This window comes from Nonomuraea sp. B1E8, from assembly GCF_039871515.1.
Taxonomy (GTDB): domain Bacteria; phylum Actinomycetota; class Actinomycetes; order Streptosporangiales; family Streptosporangiaceae; genus Nonomuraea.
Genome location: NZ_JBDPLS010000011.1, coordinates 226,995 through 244,560 on the forward strand (window position 1 = coordinate 226,995; position 17,566 = coordinate 244,560).

Here is a 17,566-nt window from a genome sequence, read left to right on the forward strand (position 1 = left end):
CGCACATCAAGGACGGGGTTGCGTCGTATGCGTGATATGTGATGGTGTGCCGCTCCTGAGGCCTGGCGGACGGCGACGGGCCAGCCCGGGGCCGGCCGCCTCCTTCGACTCAAGGAGGCTTTGTTGCCGTTCATTGTCGATCTGACCAGCGGGAGCGTCGAACGCGAAGACCGCTCGGCCGAGAGGGGACACTACGGCGGGTCCATCCTCGGGCTGCGGCTGATGGCCGAGCGCACGCCCGCCGGACTGGATCCGTACGACCCCCGCGCCCTGCTGTACGTGGCCGCGGGCATGCTGGGCGGGACGGCGGCGCCCGGCCTGGCCAAGGCCGTTTTTCTGGCCAAGTCGCCGCTGACCGGGGTGGCCGGGGAGGCGCACGCGCTGGGGCCGTTCGCGGCCGGGATGCGCGGGGCGGGGGCGAAGGCGCTGGCCGTGCTGGGGCGGGCGGAGCGGCCGTCGTACCTGCTGGTCGAAGACGGCGAGGTCGTGTGCCGCGACGCCGGCGACGTGTGGGGGCTCGGCGTCGCCGCGACGACGGACGCCCTGCGCGCCAGGCACGGCGCGACGGCCCAGGTGGCGGCCATCGGGCCCGCCGGGGAGAACCTCGTCAGGTACGCGAGCGTGGTCACCGGCCACGCCCACCCCGCCGGGCGGTACGGCCTGGGCGCGGTCTTCGGCGCCAAGAACCTCAAGGCGATCGTGTGCGCGGGCGACGCTCCCGCGCCGGTCGCCGACCCGGGCACGATCGCCGCGCTGGCGGCCTTCTACCGGGAGTCGCTGGCCACGAACCCGCTGGCGGCGCTGCAGGCGGGCGAGCCGGGGTTCGCCGGGTGGGCGGGCGACCCTCTCGATCCCGGCTACGCGTCCGTGCGGAACTTCTCGGTGCCGGGGGCGGGCGGGCTGCGCGTTCCGGCCGTCCGCGACTACGACGGGCGGGCTGTGGCGACCACGGGCGCGTGCCCGGGGTGCCCGAACGACTGCCTCAAGGTGTACGCCCCGCCCGGGCTGACCGAGCGGCGCTCCGGCGGGCTCGGCCAGGAGGCGTTCCTGTCGCTCGGGTGGAACCTGGGGATCGACGACCTCGACACCGTGCTCGCCGCGAACGCCCTCTGCAACGACCTCGGCCTCGATCCCGTCTCGCTCGGCGGGACGCTCGCCTTCGCGATGGAGTGCGCGGCGCGCGGCCTGCTGCCCGGCGGGCCGGCGTTCGGCGACGTGGCGGCGTTGCCGGGACTGATCAGGGACGTGGCCGCCCGTGCCGGCGCGCTGGGCGACCTGCTGGCGGAGGGGTCGGCCAGGGCGGCGGCGCGGGTGGGGCCGGGGGCGGCGGCGTACGCGATGACCGCCCGGGGCGCGGAGCTGCCGTGTTTCGATCCCCGGATCCAGCCCGGTGTCGGGCTCGGGTACGCGCTCGCGCCGGGTGGCCCGCGCTACGACGCCCTGGAGCACGACCTCGACTTCGATCCCGTCGCGGGGCTGGGCTACAGCTTTCCCGAGGCGCGGCGGATCGGCGCCGAGCCCGCCCCCGCCGGGGTGCTGGACGAGGAGCGCGGGCGGCGCACTGCCCGGCTGCTGCGGCTCTGGAGCGGGCTCGACGCGCTCAACCTGTGCGTCTTCGCCTCCTCCCCCACGCGCCCGCTGACCGTCGACCGCCTGACGGCGCTGGTCACCGCCGTGCTCGGCGACGCGTTCACGCTGGAGGACCTGCTGGCGGCCGGGCAGCTCCGGCTCGACGAGATGCGCGCGTACGCGGCCAGGGAGGGCGTCGGCCCCGGCGGGCTGCCCGCGCGGATGCACGACGAGCCGATCACGGAGGGCCGCCACAAGGGCGCGGTGCTCGACCGCGCCGCGTTCGCGCGGGCGAGCGCGGCGTTCTGCGCGGAACTCGGCTGGCAGGACATTTCCCGATAGAACAATTGATCTCCCTCTTGTTCGGTTTGCGAGGCCGCTGTTAAGGTCAGGTCAATCGTTTGACTGACGAGAGGGAGACCATCGGGGATGGCTGTCACGATCGACCTGAGCGGGCGTACGGCGCTCGTCACGGGCGGTGCGGGCGGCCTCGGGCCGGCGTGCGCCCGCGCGCTGGCCGAGGCAGGAGCGGACGTCGTGCTCTCCGACCTGGAGGGCCCGAGGCTCGCCGAGGCGGCGGCCACGCTGGGCGTCACCGCGCGGCCGGCCGACCTCACCGACCGGTCCCAGGCCCAGGCCCTGGCCGCCCATCCCGGCCGGATCGACGTGCTGGTGAACTGCGCCGGGGTCATGCGCACCACGCCGCTGCTGGACATCGAGCCGGACGAATGGCTGCGGATCGTGGACACCAACCTCAACGCCGCCTTCTGGCTCACCCAGGCCGTCGGCCGGCGGATGGCCGAGCAGGGCGGCGGCTCGATCATCACCCTCGCCTCCGTCGCCGCCCGCTCGGGCCGCCCGAACGCCGCCCACTACTCGGCCACCAAGACGGCGCTGCTCTCCTTGACGAAGTCGGCGGCCGAGGCGCTCGCCCCCGTGCGGGTCAACGCGGTCTGCCCCGGCGTCTTCCTCACCCCCATGTGGGACGAGATCATCGCCGACCGCGACCGGCGCTTCGGCCCCGGCGCGGGCGCCGCCCACCTCAAGGAGGTCGGCGAGCGTACGCCGCTGGGCCGCCCCGGCCGGCCCGAGGAGGTCGCCTCCGCGGTGTTGTTCCTGGCCAGCGATCTGGCCTCGTTCGTCACGGGCCAGGCGCTGAACGTCGACGGCGGACTGGAGATGAACTGACCGTGGCCGGATCCTCCGCGCAGACGTTCAAGCTGCTGCCCGAGCTGTTCGGCGACCGCGCGATGGCCGAAATCTTCTCCGCCGAGCGCACCGTGCTCGCCTGGCTGCGCACCGAGGCCGCGCTCTCCCGTGCCCAGGCCGAGGCGGGGATCATCACCGAGGCCGACGCGGAGGCCATCGCCGCGGCCTGCGTCCCGCGCATCATCGACCTCGACCGCCTCTGGGACGAGGCGGCGAACGTGGGCTATCCGATCCTCCCCCTCGTCCGGATGATCGCGGCGGCCCTCCCGGACGGGCCCGACGGCCGGGTCCACTACGGCGCCACCACGCAGGACATCATGGACACCGGCCTCGCCCTGCAGATGGGCGAGGCCCTCGACCGCCTGGCCACGCTGCTCGCCTCCTTCGGCGAGGCGCTCGCCCGTCTCGTGGCCGGGCACGCGGGCACCGTCATCGCCGCGCGCACGCACGCCCAGCAGGCGGTGCCCACGACGTTCGGCGCGAAGATGGCGGTGCTGCTGGCGGAGGCGGCGCGGCAGCGCGAGCGGGTCGCCGCCGCCTCCCGCCAGGTGCGGGTCGTGTCGCTGTTCGGCGCCGGCGGCACGTCCGCGGCGATGGGCGAGCGCGCCCGCCAGGTGCGCGAGGGCGTGGCCGGTCGGCTCGGCCTGCGCACCACGGACGTGCCGTGGCACGTGGCCAGGGACGGCGTCGCCGAGTTCGGCGTGACCTGCGCGAGCCTGGCGGCCACGGCCGCCCGCTTCGCCCGCGAGGTCGTGGACCTGTCCAGGACCGAGGTCGGCGAGGTGCGCGAGGCCGGCGGCCACCACCGGGGGGCGTCCTCCACGATGCCGCAGAAGGCCAACCCGATCGGCTGCGAAGCCGTCATCGGCATGTCCGGCACGGCGGGGGCGCTCAGCTCCGGCCTGTTCCGCGCGATGGAGGCCGGCCACGAACGGGCGGCCGGCGAGTGGCAGGTCGAGTGGTACGTCGTGCCGCTGCTGGCCGAGCTGGCCGCGGGCGCGCTGGCCACGGCCGCCGACGTCGCCGCCGGGCTGCGCGTCTATCCTGCCGCCATGCGGGCCAACCTGGGCGCGGAGGGCGGCCTGATCATGGCGGAGGCGTACATGATGCGCCTGGCGCCCGTGCTGGGCCGGGAGAAGGCGCACGACCTGGTCTACCGGGCGGCCCACGAGGCGCGCGAGCGCGGGCGCGCGCTGGCCGACGCCCTGCGCGACGTCGCCGGCCCCGACGACCTGGCGAGCCTGGGCACGCTGCCCATCCCGCCCGAGTCCTACATCGGCGACGCCGGGGCGACCTGCGCCGCGGCCCTGGACGCCTGGAGAGAAAGCGATGAGTGAGAGACGGCTCGCGGACCTGCTGGCCATGTGGCGGATCCGCGCGTTCGAGGAGAAGGTGCGCGATCTGCGCGCTGAGGGTCCGATCGTGGGGTCTGTGCACCTGTGCATCGGCCAGGAGGCCATCCCGGCCGGCGCGTGCGACGTGCTGGAGCCGCGGGACGCGCTGTTCGCCACCTACCGCGGTCACGGCTGGGCGCTGGCCAGGGGCGTGCCGGCGGAGCCGCTGTTCGCCGAGCTGATGGGCCGGGCCGCGGGCGTCAACGGCGGCCGGGGCGGCTCGGCGTACTTCACGGCCGCCGAGCACGGCTTCCACGGCGAGAACTCGATCGTGGGCGCCGGCGCGCCGATCGCGTGCGGGGCCGCCCTGGCGGGCAGGTTCGACGGCTCGGGCCGGGCCGCCGTGAGCGTCTTCGGCGACGGCGCGATGAACCAGGGCGCGGTGCACGAGGCGATGAACTTCGCCGCCGCCTTCTCCCTGCCGGTCGTCTTCGTCTGCGAGAACAACCGTTACTCGGAGCTGACGCCGATTGCCGACATGGTGCGCGCGCCGCGCCTGGCCGACCGCGCGGCCGCGTACGGGATGCCCGGGCACCGGATCGACGGCAACGACGCCGAGGCGGTGCGCTTCCACATGCGCGACGCCCTGGAGGTCGCCCGCGAGGGTGGCGGGCCGACGCTGCTGGAGTGCATGACCGAACGGCTGGTGGGCCACTACATCGGCGACGCCGAGGCGTACCGTCAGCCCGGTGAGCTGGAGCGGATCAGGCGCAGGGAGCCGATCGCCCGGCTGCGCGAGGGCCTGCTCGCCGACGGGGTGCCCGCCGGCGACGTCGACGCGGTGGAGCGCCGGGCGCGGGCGGAGATGGAGTCCGCCGCCGCCGCGGCGCTCGGCGCGCCGTTCGCCGACCCCGCGACCGCGAGGGAGCACCTGTATGCCTGAGCGCGATCTCACCTACGGCGAGGCCGTGAACGCGGCCCTGCACCGGCTCATGGAGGAGGTGCCGGAGACACTCGTCTACGGCGAGGACGTCGCCGTGCCGGGCGGCGTGTTCGGCGTCACCAGGGGCCTGCGCAAGCAGCACGGCGACCGGGTGTTCGACACGCCGATCAGCGAGTCGGCCATCCTCGGCAGCGCGGTGGGCGCGGCGATGATGGGCCGCCGCCCGATCGTCGAGATCATGTGGGCCGACTTCTCCCTGGTGGCGCTCGACCAGATCGTCAACCAGGCGGCCAACGTGCGCTACGTCTCGGGCGGGCGGCTGAGCGCCCCGCTGACGATCCGCACCCAGCAGGGCAACGCGCCGGGCGCGTGCGCCCAGCACTCCCAATGCCTGGAGGCGCTGTTCCTGCACGTGCCGGGGCTGAGGGTGTGCATGCCGAGCACGCCGCAGGACGCCTACGACCTGCTGGTGACGGCCGTGCACTGCGACGACCCGGTGCTGGTGATCGAGAACCGCACGCTGTACTTCGGCGCGAAGGAGCAGGTCCGGGTCGGCGGCCCGGTCGAGCCGATGGGCGGGGCGCGCACCCGCCGTCCCGGCTCCGACGTCACGGTCGTCACCTGGGGCGCCATGACGCACCGGGTGCTGGAGGCGGCCGAGGCGCTGGCCGGCGAGGGGATCGACGCCGAGGTGCTGGAGACGCCGTGGCTCAACCCGTTCGACACCGGGGCGGTGCTGGAGAGCACCCGCCGCACCCGCAGGCTGGCGGTCGTGCACGAGGCGAACGTCACCGGCGGCTTCGGCGCGGAGGTCGTCGCCCGCGTGGCCGGCGCCGGGGTGCCGCTGCTCGCGCCGCCCGTCAGGATCGGGACGCCCGACGTGCGGATGCCGGCCGCGCAGACGCTGGCGCGGGCCCTGGTGCCCGGCGCCGATCGTGTCGCGGACGAGCTGCGCGCCCTGGCCGGGCGGGAGGCGCCGCGATGAGAGGCGTCTGGCACTTCTCCTTCACGGTGGCCGACCTCGACAGGTCCGTGGTCTTCTACCGCGACCTGCTCGGATTCGCCCTCGTGCACCGGCAGGAGCAGGACAACGCCTACACTCGCAGGCTCGTCGGCTACCCCGACGCGGTGCTCCGCGTCGCCCAGCTCGCCGTGCCCGGCCAGCCCCGCGGCGTCTCCACCCACGACCTGGAACTGGTCGAGTACGTACGGCCCCGCGGCCGGCCGCGCGACCCCGCCCGCCACCTGCCCGGCGCCGCCCACCTGGCGCTCACGGTCGAGGACGCCCGCGCGGAGCACGCCCGGCTGTCGGCGGCCGGCGTATGCTTCGTCAACCCGCCCGCCGAGATCACCGCGGGCGTCAACAGGGGCGGCTACGCCTGCTACTTCCTCGACCCCGACGCGATCACACTGGAGCTGGTCCAACCCCCCGCGAACCCGCTCGGACGATCTGGTGAGGAGGCCGGATGACCGTCGTAGACGCCCACCAGCACTTCTGGAACCTCGAGACCGGCTCCTACCCGTGGCTGACCCCGGAGTCGGGGCCCATCTTCCGCACGTTCGAGCCGGACGAGCTGCTCCCCCAGCTCGCCGCCGCCGGAGTAGAGCGCACGGTCCTGGTGCAGGCGATGGACTCCTACGCCGACACCGACGCCATGCTCGCGCAGGCCGACGCCCACGACGTGATCGGCGCGGTGGTGGGCTGGGTGCCGCTGCGGCGGCCGGACGAGGCGGCCGAGGCGCTGGGGCGCTACGGGCGCCATCCGAAGTTCGCCGGGGTGCGCCACCTCATCCACGACGAGCCCGACCCCGACTGGGTGCTGCAGGACTCCGTGATCGAGGGGCTGCGGCTGCTGGCGGCGGCCGGGCTGCCGTTCGACGTGGTGGCCGTGCTGCCCCGGCACCTGGAGCACGTGCCGGTGCTGGCCGAGCGGGTGCCGGGGCTGCGGATGGTCATCGACCACCTCGCCAAGCCGCCGATCAGGGAGAGGGGCTGGGAGCCGTGGGCGTCGCTGCTCGCCCGCGCGGCCGGGTGCCCGCAGGTGTACGCCAAGGTGTCCGGGCTGAACACCGCGGCCGACGCCGGGACCTGGACGGCCGCCGACCTGCGGCCGTACGTGGAGCACGCGCTGGAGTTGTTCGGGCCCGAGCGGCTCATGTTCGGCAGCGACTGGCCGGTGGCGCTGCTGGCCGGCGACTACGCGAAGGTGTGGCGGGAGACGGGCGCGGCGCTGTCCGGGCTGTCGCCGGCCGACCGCGCGGCCGTGCTGGGCGGCACCGCGACCCGGTTCTACGGCATCGAGGAGCCCGCATGATCGACGTTTTCGCGCCCATCGCCGCCGCGGCCGGCCTGTCCGTCCCCGCCGAACACCGGCTGCCGATCGCGGTGGTCGGCGCCGGGGCGATCGTCGACGTCGCGCACCTGCCCGCCTACCGGCAGGCCGGGCTGGAGGTGACCGGGCTGTTCGACCTCGACGCCGGGCGGGCCGCCGAGGTGGCCGGCCGCCACGGGGTGCCCAGGACGTACGGGTCGCTGGAGGAGCTGCTGGCCGACGAGCGGGCCGCCGTGGTCGACATCGCGGTCGCGCCGGGGGCGCAGCCCGCCATCGCGCGGGCGGCGCTGGCGGCCGGCAAGCACCTGCTGTGCCAGAAGCCGTTCGCGCCCGACGTCGCGACCGGGCAGGAGATCGTCGAGCTGGCGGCGGCCCACGGGCTGAAGGTCGCGGTCAACCAGCAGCTCCGCTTCGACGAGGGCGTCGCCGCCGCCCGCGCCATGGTCCGCGCGGGCTGGATCGGCGAGCCGACGGCCATGACGTTCACGGTGAACATCCACACCGACTGGAGCGCCTGGGACTGGCTCGTCAGCTCCGAACGGCTGGAGATCGTCTACCACTCCATCCACTATCTCGACGCGATCCGCTCGGTCCTCGGCGACCCCGAGCTCGTCTTCTGCACCGGCAGCCGCACGCCGGGCCAGGTCGCCAAGGGCGAGACCAGGACGATGAGCACGCTGGTCTATCCGGGCGACGTGCGGGCGCTGGTCCACGCCACGCACGAGAACCGCACCGGCGACCAGGAGGCGTCGTTCCGCATCGACGGGACGGAAGGCGCGATCAAGGGCACGCTCGGCCTGCTCTACGACTATCCGCACGGCCGCCCCGACACCCTGGCCGTCAACAGCCGCTCGTTGCCGACCGACGGCTGGCTGCCGTACCCGGTGACCACGCGGTGGTTGCCCGACGCGGTGGCCGGGCCGATGGGCTCACTGCTGCGGGCGATCGCCGAGGGCGGCGAGCCGGAGACGTCCGGGGCCGACAACCTCGGCACGCTGCGCCTGATCCACGCCCTCTACCGCTCGATGGACAACGGCGAGAGCGTGCGTCCAGGATCGTCGGCATGAAGCGTTCACGGGTCACGCTCGCCGACGTCGCCGCGATGGCGAGGGTCGACAGGGCCGTCGTCTCCCGCGTCATCAACAAGGACCCCACGCTCAACATCCGCCAGGAGACGCGGGAGCGGGTGCTGACCGCGATCGACAGGCTCGGCTACCGGCCCAACGTGGCCGCGCGGAGCCTGCGCACCGCGCGTGCGCACATGTTCGGGCTGTTCATCCCCGACTTCGCCAACCCCGTCTACGCGGAGATCATCAAGGGCGCGGAGTCGGAGGCGGCCTCCCAGGGGTACGTCCTGGTCACCGGCAGCGCCATCGGCGCCGGGCTCGGCGAGTACATGGACCGGATCGGGCAGGGCCGCATCGACGGCCTGCTGCTGGCCGGGGCGGGCGACGAGGCCGGGCTCGTCGAGCACCTCGACCGGGCCGCCATCCCGTGGATCATGCTCAACAACCGCAGCAGGAGCGTCGAGCGGTACGTCATCCTCGACGACGAGCGGGCCGCCGCGCTCGCGGTGGAGCACCTCGTACGCCTCGGTCACCGCCGGATCGCCCACCTGGCCGGGCCCTCCGCCGCCGACACGGCCGGCCGCAGGTCGGCGGGCTACTCGGCGGCGATGCGCGAGGCGCGGCTGCCGGAGGGCCCGATCGTGGCGGCGGGCTACACGCCGGCCGGCGGCGCGGCGGCGATGGCCCGCCTGCTCGACGGCCCCGAGCGGCCGACGGCGGTGTTCGTGGCGAACGTGGCCTCGGCGATCGGCGCGATGGAGGGCGCGCGCTCGGCCGGTTTCGAGATCCCGCGGGACGTGTCGATCGTGGCCGTGCACGACCTGGAGCTGGCCAGTTACCTGTTCCCTGCCCTGACCACGGTGCGGATGCCGCTGGCGGAGCTGGGCCGCCGCGGCGTCACCCTGCTCGCCGGGCTCAAGCCGGACGACAAGGTGGCCGAGGTGCTGGCCGGGCCGATCGAGCTCATCCAGCGCCGGTCCACCGCGCCGCCGCCCGGGTGACGCGCCGGTGCCGTGTTGCCGTTGTGGCGCAGCGCGGCCCTACGACCGGTGCCGCGCCGGCACGAGCAGCACGCACAAGGTCAAGGTCGGCCGCTCCACCAGCCCGACCGGCCCGTACGCCGACCGCTCGGGGCGGCCCATGCTGAGCGGCGGCGGCACGCCGGTCCTGGAGACGCACGGCCGGTTCGTCGGGCCCCGGCGGGCAGAGCATCATGCGGGACGTCGACGGCGGCCCGCTCGTCTACCACCGGTCACACCGGCGCGGCCGGGGCCGCCTTTCTGGACATCCGAATCAAGACCATTGACATCCGCACAAAACGGACCCTACGTTGTGCGAAACGTTTCGACAACCGTATCGGCCCTCTCCGGCCGAGCGTGCCCAGGGTCGGGAGCAGGATGTCCTCATTACGAGACGTGGCCGAGCGCGCACAGGTCGCGATCAGCACCGTGTCGGCCGCGCTCAACGGCACCCGGCCGGTCGCGGCCGAGACCAAGCGGCGCATCGAGCAGGCCGCGGCCGAGCTCGGCTACCGCCCCAACCTGCTGGCCAGGGGTCTGCAGAGCAAGCGGACCCGGATCCTCGCGCTGCTCTACCCCGCCCCGCGCAGCGGCTTCGGCCTGACGGAGATGCAGTTCGCCACCGGCGCCGCCGAGGCGGCCCGCGAGCTGGGCCACCACCTGCTGCTCTCCCCCGAGCACGCCGACCCGATCGAGGAGCTGCGCCACCTCACCGGCCTCGGGCTGGTCGACGGCGTGCTGCTCATGGAGGTCGGCCTCGACGACGAGCGCGCGGCCTTCCTGACGGCGGCGGGCGTGCCGTTCAGCATGATCGGGCGCACCCGCGACCCCGGCTCGATCGACTACGCCGACATCGACTTCGCGGCCACGGCCGGGTCCGCCGTGGCGCACGTGGCCGCGCTCGGCCATCGCGAGCTGGCCTTCTTCAACCTCTCCGCCGACGCGTACGCCGACGGCTACGGCCCCGCGGTCCGCGCCGGCGAGGAGTTCGCCGCCGCCGCGCGGGCGGCCGGGATCGGCTACGTGGACGGCTACCGCCCGGGGTCGGCGGAGGAGGGCCGCGCGGCGTTCGAGCGGCTCATGGACGCGCATCCCCGCGTGACCGCGCTGGCCGTGATGGACGACCACGCGGCGGTCGGGGTGATCGCGGCCGTGGCGGCGCGCGGATGGCGGATCCCCGACGACCTGACCCTGATGCTGGTGTTGTCGTCGGCCCGGGTCGCGGAGATGTTCCATCCCAGGCTGACGGCGCTGGAGCCGCCCGGCACGGAGCTCGGCAGGCTCGGCGCGCGCATGCTCATCGACCGGCTGCGCGGCGACGGGCCGCCCCAGCAGCGGCTGGTGCCCTGCCGGCTGGTGGCCGGCGACAGCTCCGCGCCCCCACGTACGACCGGGCGGGAAGGGAGGAGGCGGGCATGACCGCGCGGCTGGGGATGCACACGCTCACCGCGGGCCGCGGGCTGCTGTTCGGCGGCGACTACAACCCCGAGCAGTGGCCGGAGGAGGTGTGGGCGCAGGACGCCGAGCTGATGCGCGAGGCCGGGGTCAACCTGGTCACCGTCGGCGTGTTCAGCTGGGCCCGGCTCGAACCCGAACCGGACGTGCGGGACTTCGGCTGGCTGGACCGGGTGCTCGACCTCATGGACGAGAACGGCGTCGCGGTCGACCTGGCCACCCCCACCGCCTCGCCGCCGCCGTGGCTGGGGCACCGCTGGCCGCAGACGCTGCCGGTCGACGAGGCGGGCCACCGGCTCTGGTACGGCGCGCGCAACCAGTTCTGCCCCTCCTCGCCCGTCTACCGCGAGCGCGCCCTGTCGATCGTCTCCGCCCTGGCCTCCCGGTACGCCGGCCACCCGGCGCTGGCCCTGTGGCACGTCGGCAACGAGTACGGCCAGGTCTGCCACTGCGACGAGTCGGCGGCCGCGTTCCGCGCCTGGCTGCGCGAGCGCTACGGCGACCTGGAGACGCTCAACGAGGCGTGGGGCACCACGTTCTGGAGCCAGCGCTACGGCGACTGGGCCGAGATCGTCCCTCCGCGGCTGGCCCCGTACATCATCAACCCGTCGCAGCGCCTCGACTGGCGGAGGTTCTGCTCCGACGCGCTGCTGGAGCACTACCGGGCCGAGCGCGACATCCTGCGGGAGCACACCCCCGGAACGCCGGTCACCACGAACTTCATGGGGCTGTTCAAGCCGGTCGACTACTGGTCGTGGGCGGCCGAGGAGGACGTCGTCTCCAACGACTGGTATCCCGAGCCGGGCGACCCGCTGGCCCCGGCGCGCACGGCGCTCACCCACGACCTGATGCGCGGGCTCGCGGAGGGCCGGCCGTGGCTGCTGATGGAGCAGGCCACGAGCGCCGTCAACTGGCGCCCGCACAACCTGCCCAAACCGCCCGGCCAGTTCCGGCTGGAGTCGCTGCAGGCGCTGGCCCGCGGCGCGGACGGGCTCTGCTACTTCCAGTGGCGGGCCTCCAGGTTCGGCGCCGAGCGTTTCCACGCCGCGATGGTGCCGCACGCCGGGCCGGACACGCGGCTGCACACCGCGGTCCGCGCCCACGGCCGGGAGCTGCGCGGGCTCGCCTCCGTGGCGGGCACGCCGGTTCCCGCCCGGGTGGCGATGGTGTTCGACTGGGCGAGCTGGTGGGCGCTGGAGGAGCGCGGCCGGCCCAGCGACCGGCTCAACGCGACCGACCAGTTGCTCGGCTACTACCTGCCGCTGTGGGAGCGCGGCGTGAGCGTGGACGTGGTGCCGCCCTCGGCCGACCTGTCCGGCTACGCGCTGGTGGTGGTCCCGAACCTGTTCCTCGTCGGCGACCGGGACGCGGCGGCGCTGACCGCGTACGCGCGCGGCGGCGGCGTGCTGCTGGTCGGGCCGTTCTCCGGGGTGGTGGACGAACGCTCGCACGTGCGTACCGGAAGGTTCCCCGCGCCGCTGCGCGAGGTGCTGGGCGCGTCCGGCGACGAGTGGCTGCCGGCGCCCGATGACGTGCCGGTGCGCTGCCGGTGGGCCGGCGGCGCCGCCTTCACCGCGCACACCTGGACGGAGCTGGTGGCGGCCGAGGGCGCGCAGGCGGTGGCGGAGTTCGCCGGCGGCGACCTCGCTGGCAGCCCCGCCGTGCTGCGGCATCGCGCCGGCGACGGCGTCGCCTGGTACGTGGCGACCATGCCCGAGGCCGCCGCGCTCGGCGAGATCGTCGAGCGGGCGCTGGCCGACGCCGGCGTGGCCGGCGCGCTGCCACGGCTGCCGCCGGGCGTCGAGGCGGTACGCCGCGGCGACGTGCTGTTCCTGCTCAACCACGGCGCCGAGACGGCCGTCGTGCCCGTCCCCGGGCAGGCGGAGGACCTGCTGACCGGAGCCGTCGCGGGCGGCGAGGTCACGCTGGCTCCCCGCGACGTCGTCGCGCTGCGCCCCCGCACGGAATAACTCCCCCTCACTGTTGCGAAAGGAGGGGCGGCGCCTCCCGCCGGTCCTGACGGCGGGGACGCCGCGCCACGATCCCGATGAAGTTCAAAGACGGCTACTGGCGGATGCGCCCCGGGGTGCGCGGCGACTACGCCGCCTCGGCCCACGACGTGACCGAGGACGCCGGCTCGCTGCGGGTGCTCGCCCCGACGAGGGAGATCACCCGCCGCGGCCACACCCTCGACGGCCCGGTGCTGCGGCTCGACCTCTCGTCCCCCATGCCGGACGTGATCAGGGTCCGTACGGTGCACTTCGCCGGATCGGTGCCGGACGCGCCGGCCTTCGAGGTGCGCGACGAGCGGCCGGACGTGCGGGTCGCCGTGGACGGCGAGAGCGCGAGCCTGGCCAGCGGCGCCCTCACCGTGCGGGTGAGCAGAAAAGCGCCGTGGGAGATGGCGTTCAGCGCCGGTGGCCGCGAGCTGACCCGCAGCGCCGGCAAGAGCCTCGGCGTGATGCACGACGCCGAGGAGCGGCACTTCATGGTCGAGCAGCTGCGCCTGAGCGCCGGGGAGCTCGTGTACGGGCTCGGCGAGCGCTTCGGCCCTCTGGTGCGCAACGGGCAGTCCGTGGACGTCTGGAACGACGACGGCGGCACCAGCAGCGAGATGGCCTACAAGAACGTGCCCTTCTACCTCACCAACCGCGGCTACGGCGTGTTCGTCAACCATCCCGGCCGGGTGTCGTTCGAGGTGGGCTCGGAGTCGGTGTCGCGGGTGCAGTTCAGCACCGAGGGCCACGACCTGGAATACCTGGTCATCCACGGGCCGACGCCGGCCGACGTCCTGCGCCGCTACACGGCGCTGACCGGCCGCCCCGCGCTGCCGCCCGCGTGGTCGTTCGGGCTCTGGTTGTCGACGTCGTTCACCACCGACTACGACGAGGCCACGGTGACGTCGTTCGTGGACGGGATGGCCGGGCGGGACCTGCCGCTGAGCGTCTTCCACTTCGACTGTTTCTGGATGCGGCGCTACCGGTGGTGCGACTTCGAGTGGGACCCGGAGGTGTTCCCCGCCCCGGAGGGCATGCTGCGCCGGCTCAAGGAGCGCGGGCTGCGCGTGTGCGTGTGGATCAACCCGTACATCGGGCAGGCGTCGGCGTTGTTCGACGAGGGCGCCGCCGCCGGGCATCTGCTGCGCCGCCCCGACGGGACCGTCTGGCAGGATGACCACTGGCAGGCCGGCCGGGCGCTGGTGGACTTCACCTCCCCCGCCGCCAGGGAGTGGTATGCGGGCAGGCTGCGCGGGCTGCTCGACATGGGGGTGGACGCGTTCAAGACCGACTTCGGCGAGCGCGTCCCGACCGACGTCGTCTACGCCGACGGCTCCGACCCCGAGCGGATGCACAACTACTACAGCCTCGTCTACAACGAGACCGTGCACCGGGTGCTGGCCGAGCGGGGCGCGCCCGTGGTGTTCGCCAGGTCGGCCACCGTGGGCGGGCAGCGGATGCCGGTGCACTGGGGCGGCGACTGCGAGTCGACGTTCGAGGCGATGGCCGAGTCGCTGCGGGGCGGCCTGTCGCTCGGCCTGGCCGGGTTCGGGTTCTGGAGCCACGACATCGGCGGTTTCGAGGGGCGGCCCGATCCGGCCGTGTTCAAGCGGTGGGTGGCCTTCGGGCTGCTGTCGTCGCACAGCCGGCTGCACGGCAGCGGGTCCTACCGGGTGCCGTGGTTGTTCGACGAGGAGTCGGTCGACGTGCTGCGCGCGTTCACCCGGCTCAAGGCGCGGCTGATGCCCTACCTGTACGGCGCCGCCGTCCAGGCCGCTCGCGAGGGCCTGCCGGTGATGCGGGCGATGCAGCTGGAGTTCCCCGGTGACCGGGCCTGCGACCACCTGGACGCCCAGTACATGCTGGGCCCGGACCTGCTGGTGGCGCCGGTGATGTCCGCCGATGGCGACATTTCGTATTACGTCCCTGACGGGGTGTGGACCCGCCTGCTCGACGGCGAGACCGTCACCGGACCCGGCTGGCGTACCGAGCGGCACGGGTTCGACAGCCTGCCGCTGCTGGTGCGGCCCGGCGCGGTGCTGCCGATCGGGGCCCACGACGACCGGCCCGACTACGACTACGCCGACGGCGTCACCCTGCGGGTCCACCAGCTCGCCGACGGCCGGAGCCGCACGGTCACCGTGCCCGCGGCCGACGGCGGCGACGCCGCGGTGTTCGAGGTCGCGCGCGTGGGCGAGCGGGTCCGCGCCCGCCGCGTCCTGGGCGCGCCCGCGCCCTGGAACCTGCTGCTCGCCGGGGTGCGCGAGGCCCGGCACCCCGACCTTGAGACCACCCCCGGCGGCGTGCGGGTGGCCGCCGGGCCGGACACCGACGACATCGAGATCATCCTCCGAGGAGCAGCATGACCACCTTTCCCGAGAACTTCCTGTGGGGCACCGCCACCGCCGCCTACCAGGTGGAGGGGGCCTGGAACGAGGACGGCAGAGGCCCGTCGATCTGGGACACCTTCTCCCACACGCCCGGGCTCGTCGCGAACGGCGACACCGGCGACGTGGCCTGCGACCACTACCACCGCCTTGAGGAGGACCTCGACCACCTGGCCGCGCTCGGCGTCGGAGCGTACCGGTTCTCCATCTCCTGGCCGCGCGTGCAGCCCGGCGGCACCGGCCCGGTCAACACGCCCGGCGTGGACTTCTACTCCCGGCTGGTGGACGGCCTGCTCACCAGGAACATCGCGCCCGTGGCCACGCTCTACCACTGGGACCTGCCGCAGGAGCTGGAGGACGCCGGCGGCTGGCCGCACCGCGACACCGCGCTGCGCTTCGGCGAGTACGCCCGGCTCATGGGCGACGCGCTCGGCGACCGTGTGCGCACCTGGATCACGCTGAACGAGCCGTGGTGCTCGGCCTACCTCGGCTACGCCTCCGGCGTGCACGCCCCGGCCAGGACCGAGCCCGCCGCCGCGCTGGCCGCCCTGCACCACCTGAACCTCGGCCACGGCCTGGCCGTCCAGGCGCTGCGCACGACGGCCGCCGCCGCGGCGCAGATGTCGGTCACGCTCAACCTGCACCACGTGCGCGGCGTGTCCGAGCGCGACGCCGACGCCGTGCGGCGCGCGGACGCGCTGGCCAACCGGGCGTTCCTCGGCCCCATGCTGGAGGGCGCCTACCCGCGCGACCTCATCGCCGACACCGCCTCGGTGACCGACTGGTCGTTCGTGCGCGACGGCGACGAGGCGGCCGCGTGCCAGCCGCTGGACGTGCTCGGGGTCAACTACTACAACCCCACCCTGGTACGCCAGTGGGACGGCTCCGCGCAGCGGGAGACCGCCGACGGGCACCAGGACGGAGCGGCCTCGCCGTGGATCGCGTGCGAGGACGTCGAGTTCGTCCGCCAGCCGGGGCCGTACACCGAGATGGGCTGGAACATCGACGAGACCGGCCTGACCGAGCTGCTGCTGCGGCTGCACCGCGACCACCCCGGCCTGCCACTGATGATCACCGAGAACGGGGCCGCGTTCGCCGACGTCGTGGACGCCGACGGGCGCATCCGTGACGAGCGCCGCGTCGACTACCTGCGCCGCCACCTGACGGCCGTGACCGAGGCGATCGCGGCCGGTGCGGACGTGCGCGGCTACTTCGTGTGGTCGCTGATGGACAACTTCGAGTGGGCGCACGGGTACGCCAAGCGGTTCGGCATCGTGCGGGTGGACCGCGACACCATGGAGCGCACCTGGAAGGACAGCGCCCACTGGTACCGCGAGGTGGTCGCCACCGGCAAGCTGCCCTCCTACTAGGGTTTGCGGGCCACGCCTCCGACGAAGGTGTGGTACGTGATGCCCGGCGCCGCGTGGTCGTCGGCGCCGGGCCGCCACTCGGGCAGCGGCACCAGGCCGGGCTCCAGCAGCTCCAGCCCGTCGAAGAAGGCGAGGATCTCCTCGCGGGCGCGCCAGCGCCCGGTGCCGAGGTGCTCGTTGAAGATCTTCTCCGCCGCGTACGCCTGCCGCGACACCTCCGGCATGGCCTCCCCCGGGTTGCAGAAGTGCGAGATCACCACGTGGCTGCCCGGGGCGAGCGGCCGGACGAGCCGGGCCACGATGCCGGCCGGGTCCTCGTCGTCGCCGAGGTGGTGCAGGATCGCGAACATGAGCAGCCCGACCGGCTCGGAGAAGTCGATGAGGCCGCGCGTCTTCCTGTCGGCGAGGATGGCCTCGGGGTCGCGGACGTCGGCCTCGATGATCGTGGTGGTCTGGTCGACGGCCAGCAGCGCGCGGCCGTGCACGAGCACGATCGGGTCGTGGTCGACGTAGACGACCCGGGAGCGCGGGGCGACGGCCTGGGCGATCTCGTGCACGTTGCCCTGCGTCGGCAGCCCCGAGCCGAGGTCGAGGTACTGGCGGATGCCGGCCCGCGCGGTCAGATGGCGTACGGTGCGGCGGAGGAACTCCCTGTTGGCCCTGGCCGCCTCGGGCGCGTCGGGCGCGACCTCCAGCGCCATGGCGGCCACCTGGCGGTCGACCTCGTAGTTGTCCTTGCCGCCGAGCATGTGGTCGTAGACGCGGGAGACGCTGGGCTTGCTGGTGTCGACACCGGGCGGGGCGCTTTCCTGCTCGCTCTCGGACACGGCCGGCTCCTCGGATGGTCATAGGGGGTAGGCCCATGATCCTAAGTCGGCACCCC

At 74.2% G+C, this 17,566-nt stretch carries 14 protein-coding genes; 13 read left to right on the forward strand and 1 reads right to left on the reverse strand.

The window, feature by feature from the left end; all coding sequences use genetic code 11:
* Positions 1-123: 123 nt before the first annotated feature.
* From ABGA98_RS32330 to ABGA98_RS32390, 13 genes are all read left to right on the forward strand, one after another.
* The gene (locus ABGA98_RS32330; RefSeq protein WP_347622192.1) at positions 124-1,911 is read left to right on the forward strand and encodes an aldehyde ferredoxin oxidoreductase C-terminal domain-containing protein; all 1,788 of its coding nucleotides are present in this window, start codon (positions 124-126) and stop codon (positions 1,909-1,911) included.
* 87 nt (positions 1,912-1,998) lie between these two features.
* On the forward strand, positions 1,999-2,757 hold the full coding sequence (locus ABGA98_RS32335; RefSeq protein WP_347622193.1) for an SDR family NAD(P)-dependent oxidoreductase: 759 nt from the start codon (positions 1,999-2,001) through the stop codon (positions 2,755-2,757).
* Positions 2,758-2,759: 2 nt separating this feature from the next.
* Positions 2,760-4,115: an adenylosuccinate lyase family protein gene (locus ABGA98_RS32340; protein ID WP_347622194.1), complete on the forward strand. Its 1,356-nt coding sequence runs from the start codon at positions 2,760-2,762 to the stop codon at positions 4,113-4,115.
* Positions 4,108-5,055, forward strand: a complete 948-nt coding sequence (locus ABGA98_RS32345; protein ID WP_347622195.1) for a thiamine pyrophosphate-dependent dehydrogenase E1 component subunit alpha — start codon at positions 4,108-4,110, stop codon at positions 5,053-5,055. Before ABGA98_RS32340 ends, ABGA98_RS32345 begins: the two co-directional genes overlap by 8 nt.
* Positions 5,048-6,040: a transketolase C-terminal domain-containing protein gene (locus tag ABGA98_RS32350; RefSeq protein WP_347622196.1), complete on the forward strand. Its 993-nt coding sequence runs from the start codon at positions 5,048-5,050 to the stop codon at positions 6,038-6,040. The genes ABGA98_RS32345 and ABGA98_RS32350 overlap by 8 nt, the downstream gene beginning before the upstream one ends.
* The gene (locus ABGA98_RS32355) at positions 6,037-6,525 is read left to right on the forward strand and encodes a VOC family protein (RefSeq protein WP_347622197.1); all 489 of its coding nucleotides are present in this window, start codon (positions 6,037-6,039) and stop codon (positions 6,523-6,525) included. Before ABGA98_RS32350 ends, ABGA98_RS32355 begins: the two co-directional genes overlap by 4 nt.
* Positions 6,522-7,370 (forward strand): amidohydrolase family protein, encoded by an 849-nt coding sequence (locus ABGA98_RS32360; protein ID WP_347622198.1) that lies wholly within the window; start codon positions 6,522-6,524, stop codon positions 7,368-7,370. The genes ABGA98_RS32355 and ABGA98_RS32360 overlap by 4 nt, the downstream gene beginning before the upstream one ends.
* On the forward strand, positions 7,367-8,455 hold the full coding sequence (locus ABGA98_RS32365) for a Gfo/Idh/MocA family oxidoreductase (RefSeq protein ID WP_347622199.1): 1,089 nt from the start codon (positions 7,367-7,369) through the stop codon (positions 8,453-8,455). Before ABGA98_RS32360 ends, ABGA98_RS32365 begins: the two co-directional genes overlap by 4 nt.
* A complete protein-coding gene (locus ABGA98_RS32370; protein WP_347622200.1) occupies positions 8,452-9,456 on the forward strand; it encodes a LacI family DNA-binding transcriptional regulator in 1,005 nt (334 codons plus the stop codon). Before ABGA98_RS32365 ends, ABGA98_RS32370 begins: the two co-directional genes overlap by 4 nt.
* Before the next feature lie 396 nt (positions 9,457-9,852).
* Positions 9,853-10,893 carry a LacI family DNA-binding transcriptional regulator gene (locus tag ABGA98_RS32375; RefSeq protein WP_347622201.1) on the forward strand — a complete coding sequence of 347 codons (1,041 nt, stop codon included), beginning with the start codon at positions 9,853-9,855 and terminating at the stop codon, positions 10,891-10,893.
* Complete coding sequence (locus ABGA98_RS32380; RefSeq protein ID WP_347622202.1) at positions 10,890-12,899, forward strand: beta-galactosidase; 2,010 nt, start codon at positions 10,890-10,892, stop codon at positions 12,897-12,899. Before ABGA98_RS32375 ends, ABGA98_RS32380 begins: the two co-directional genes overlap by 4 nt.
* Before the next feature lie 77 nt (positions 12,900-12,976).
* Positions 12,977-15,292 carry an alpha-xylosidase gene (gene yicI, locus ABGA98_RS32385; protein ID WP_347622203.1) on the forward strand — a complete coding sequence of 772 codons (2,316 nt, stop codon included), beginning with the start codon at positions 12,977-12,979 and terminating at the stop codon, positions 15,290-15,292.
* Positions 15,289-16,683: a GH1 family beta-glucosidase gene (locus ABGA98_RS32390; RefSeq protein ID WP_347622204.1), complete on the forward strand. Its 1,395-nt coding sequence runs from the start codon at positions 15,289-15,291 to the stop codon at positions 16,681-16,683. Before yicI ends, ABGA98_RS32390 begins: the two co-directional genes overlap by 4 nt.
* On the opposite strand, the gene ABGA98_RS32395 is transcribed toward ABGA98_RS32390, so the two are convergent.
* Entirely contained in the window at positions 16,680-17,510 is an 831-nt protein-coding gene (locus tag ABGA98_RS32395; protein ID WP_347622205.1) for an SAM-dependent methyltransferase, read from the reverse strand. The genes ABGA98_RS32390 and ABGA98_RS32395 overlap by 4 nt on opposite strands.
* Positions 17,511-17,566: the final 56 nt, after the last annotated feature.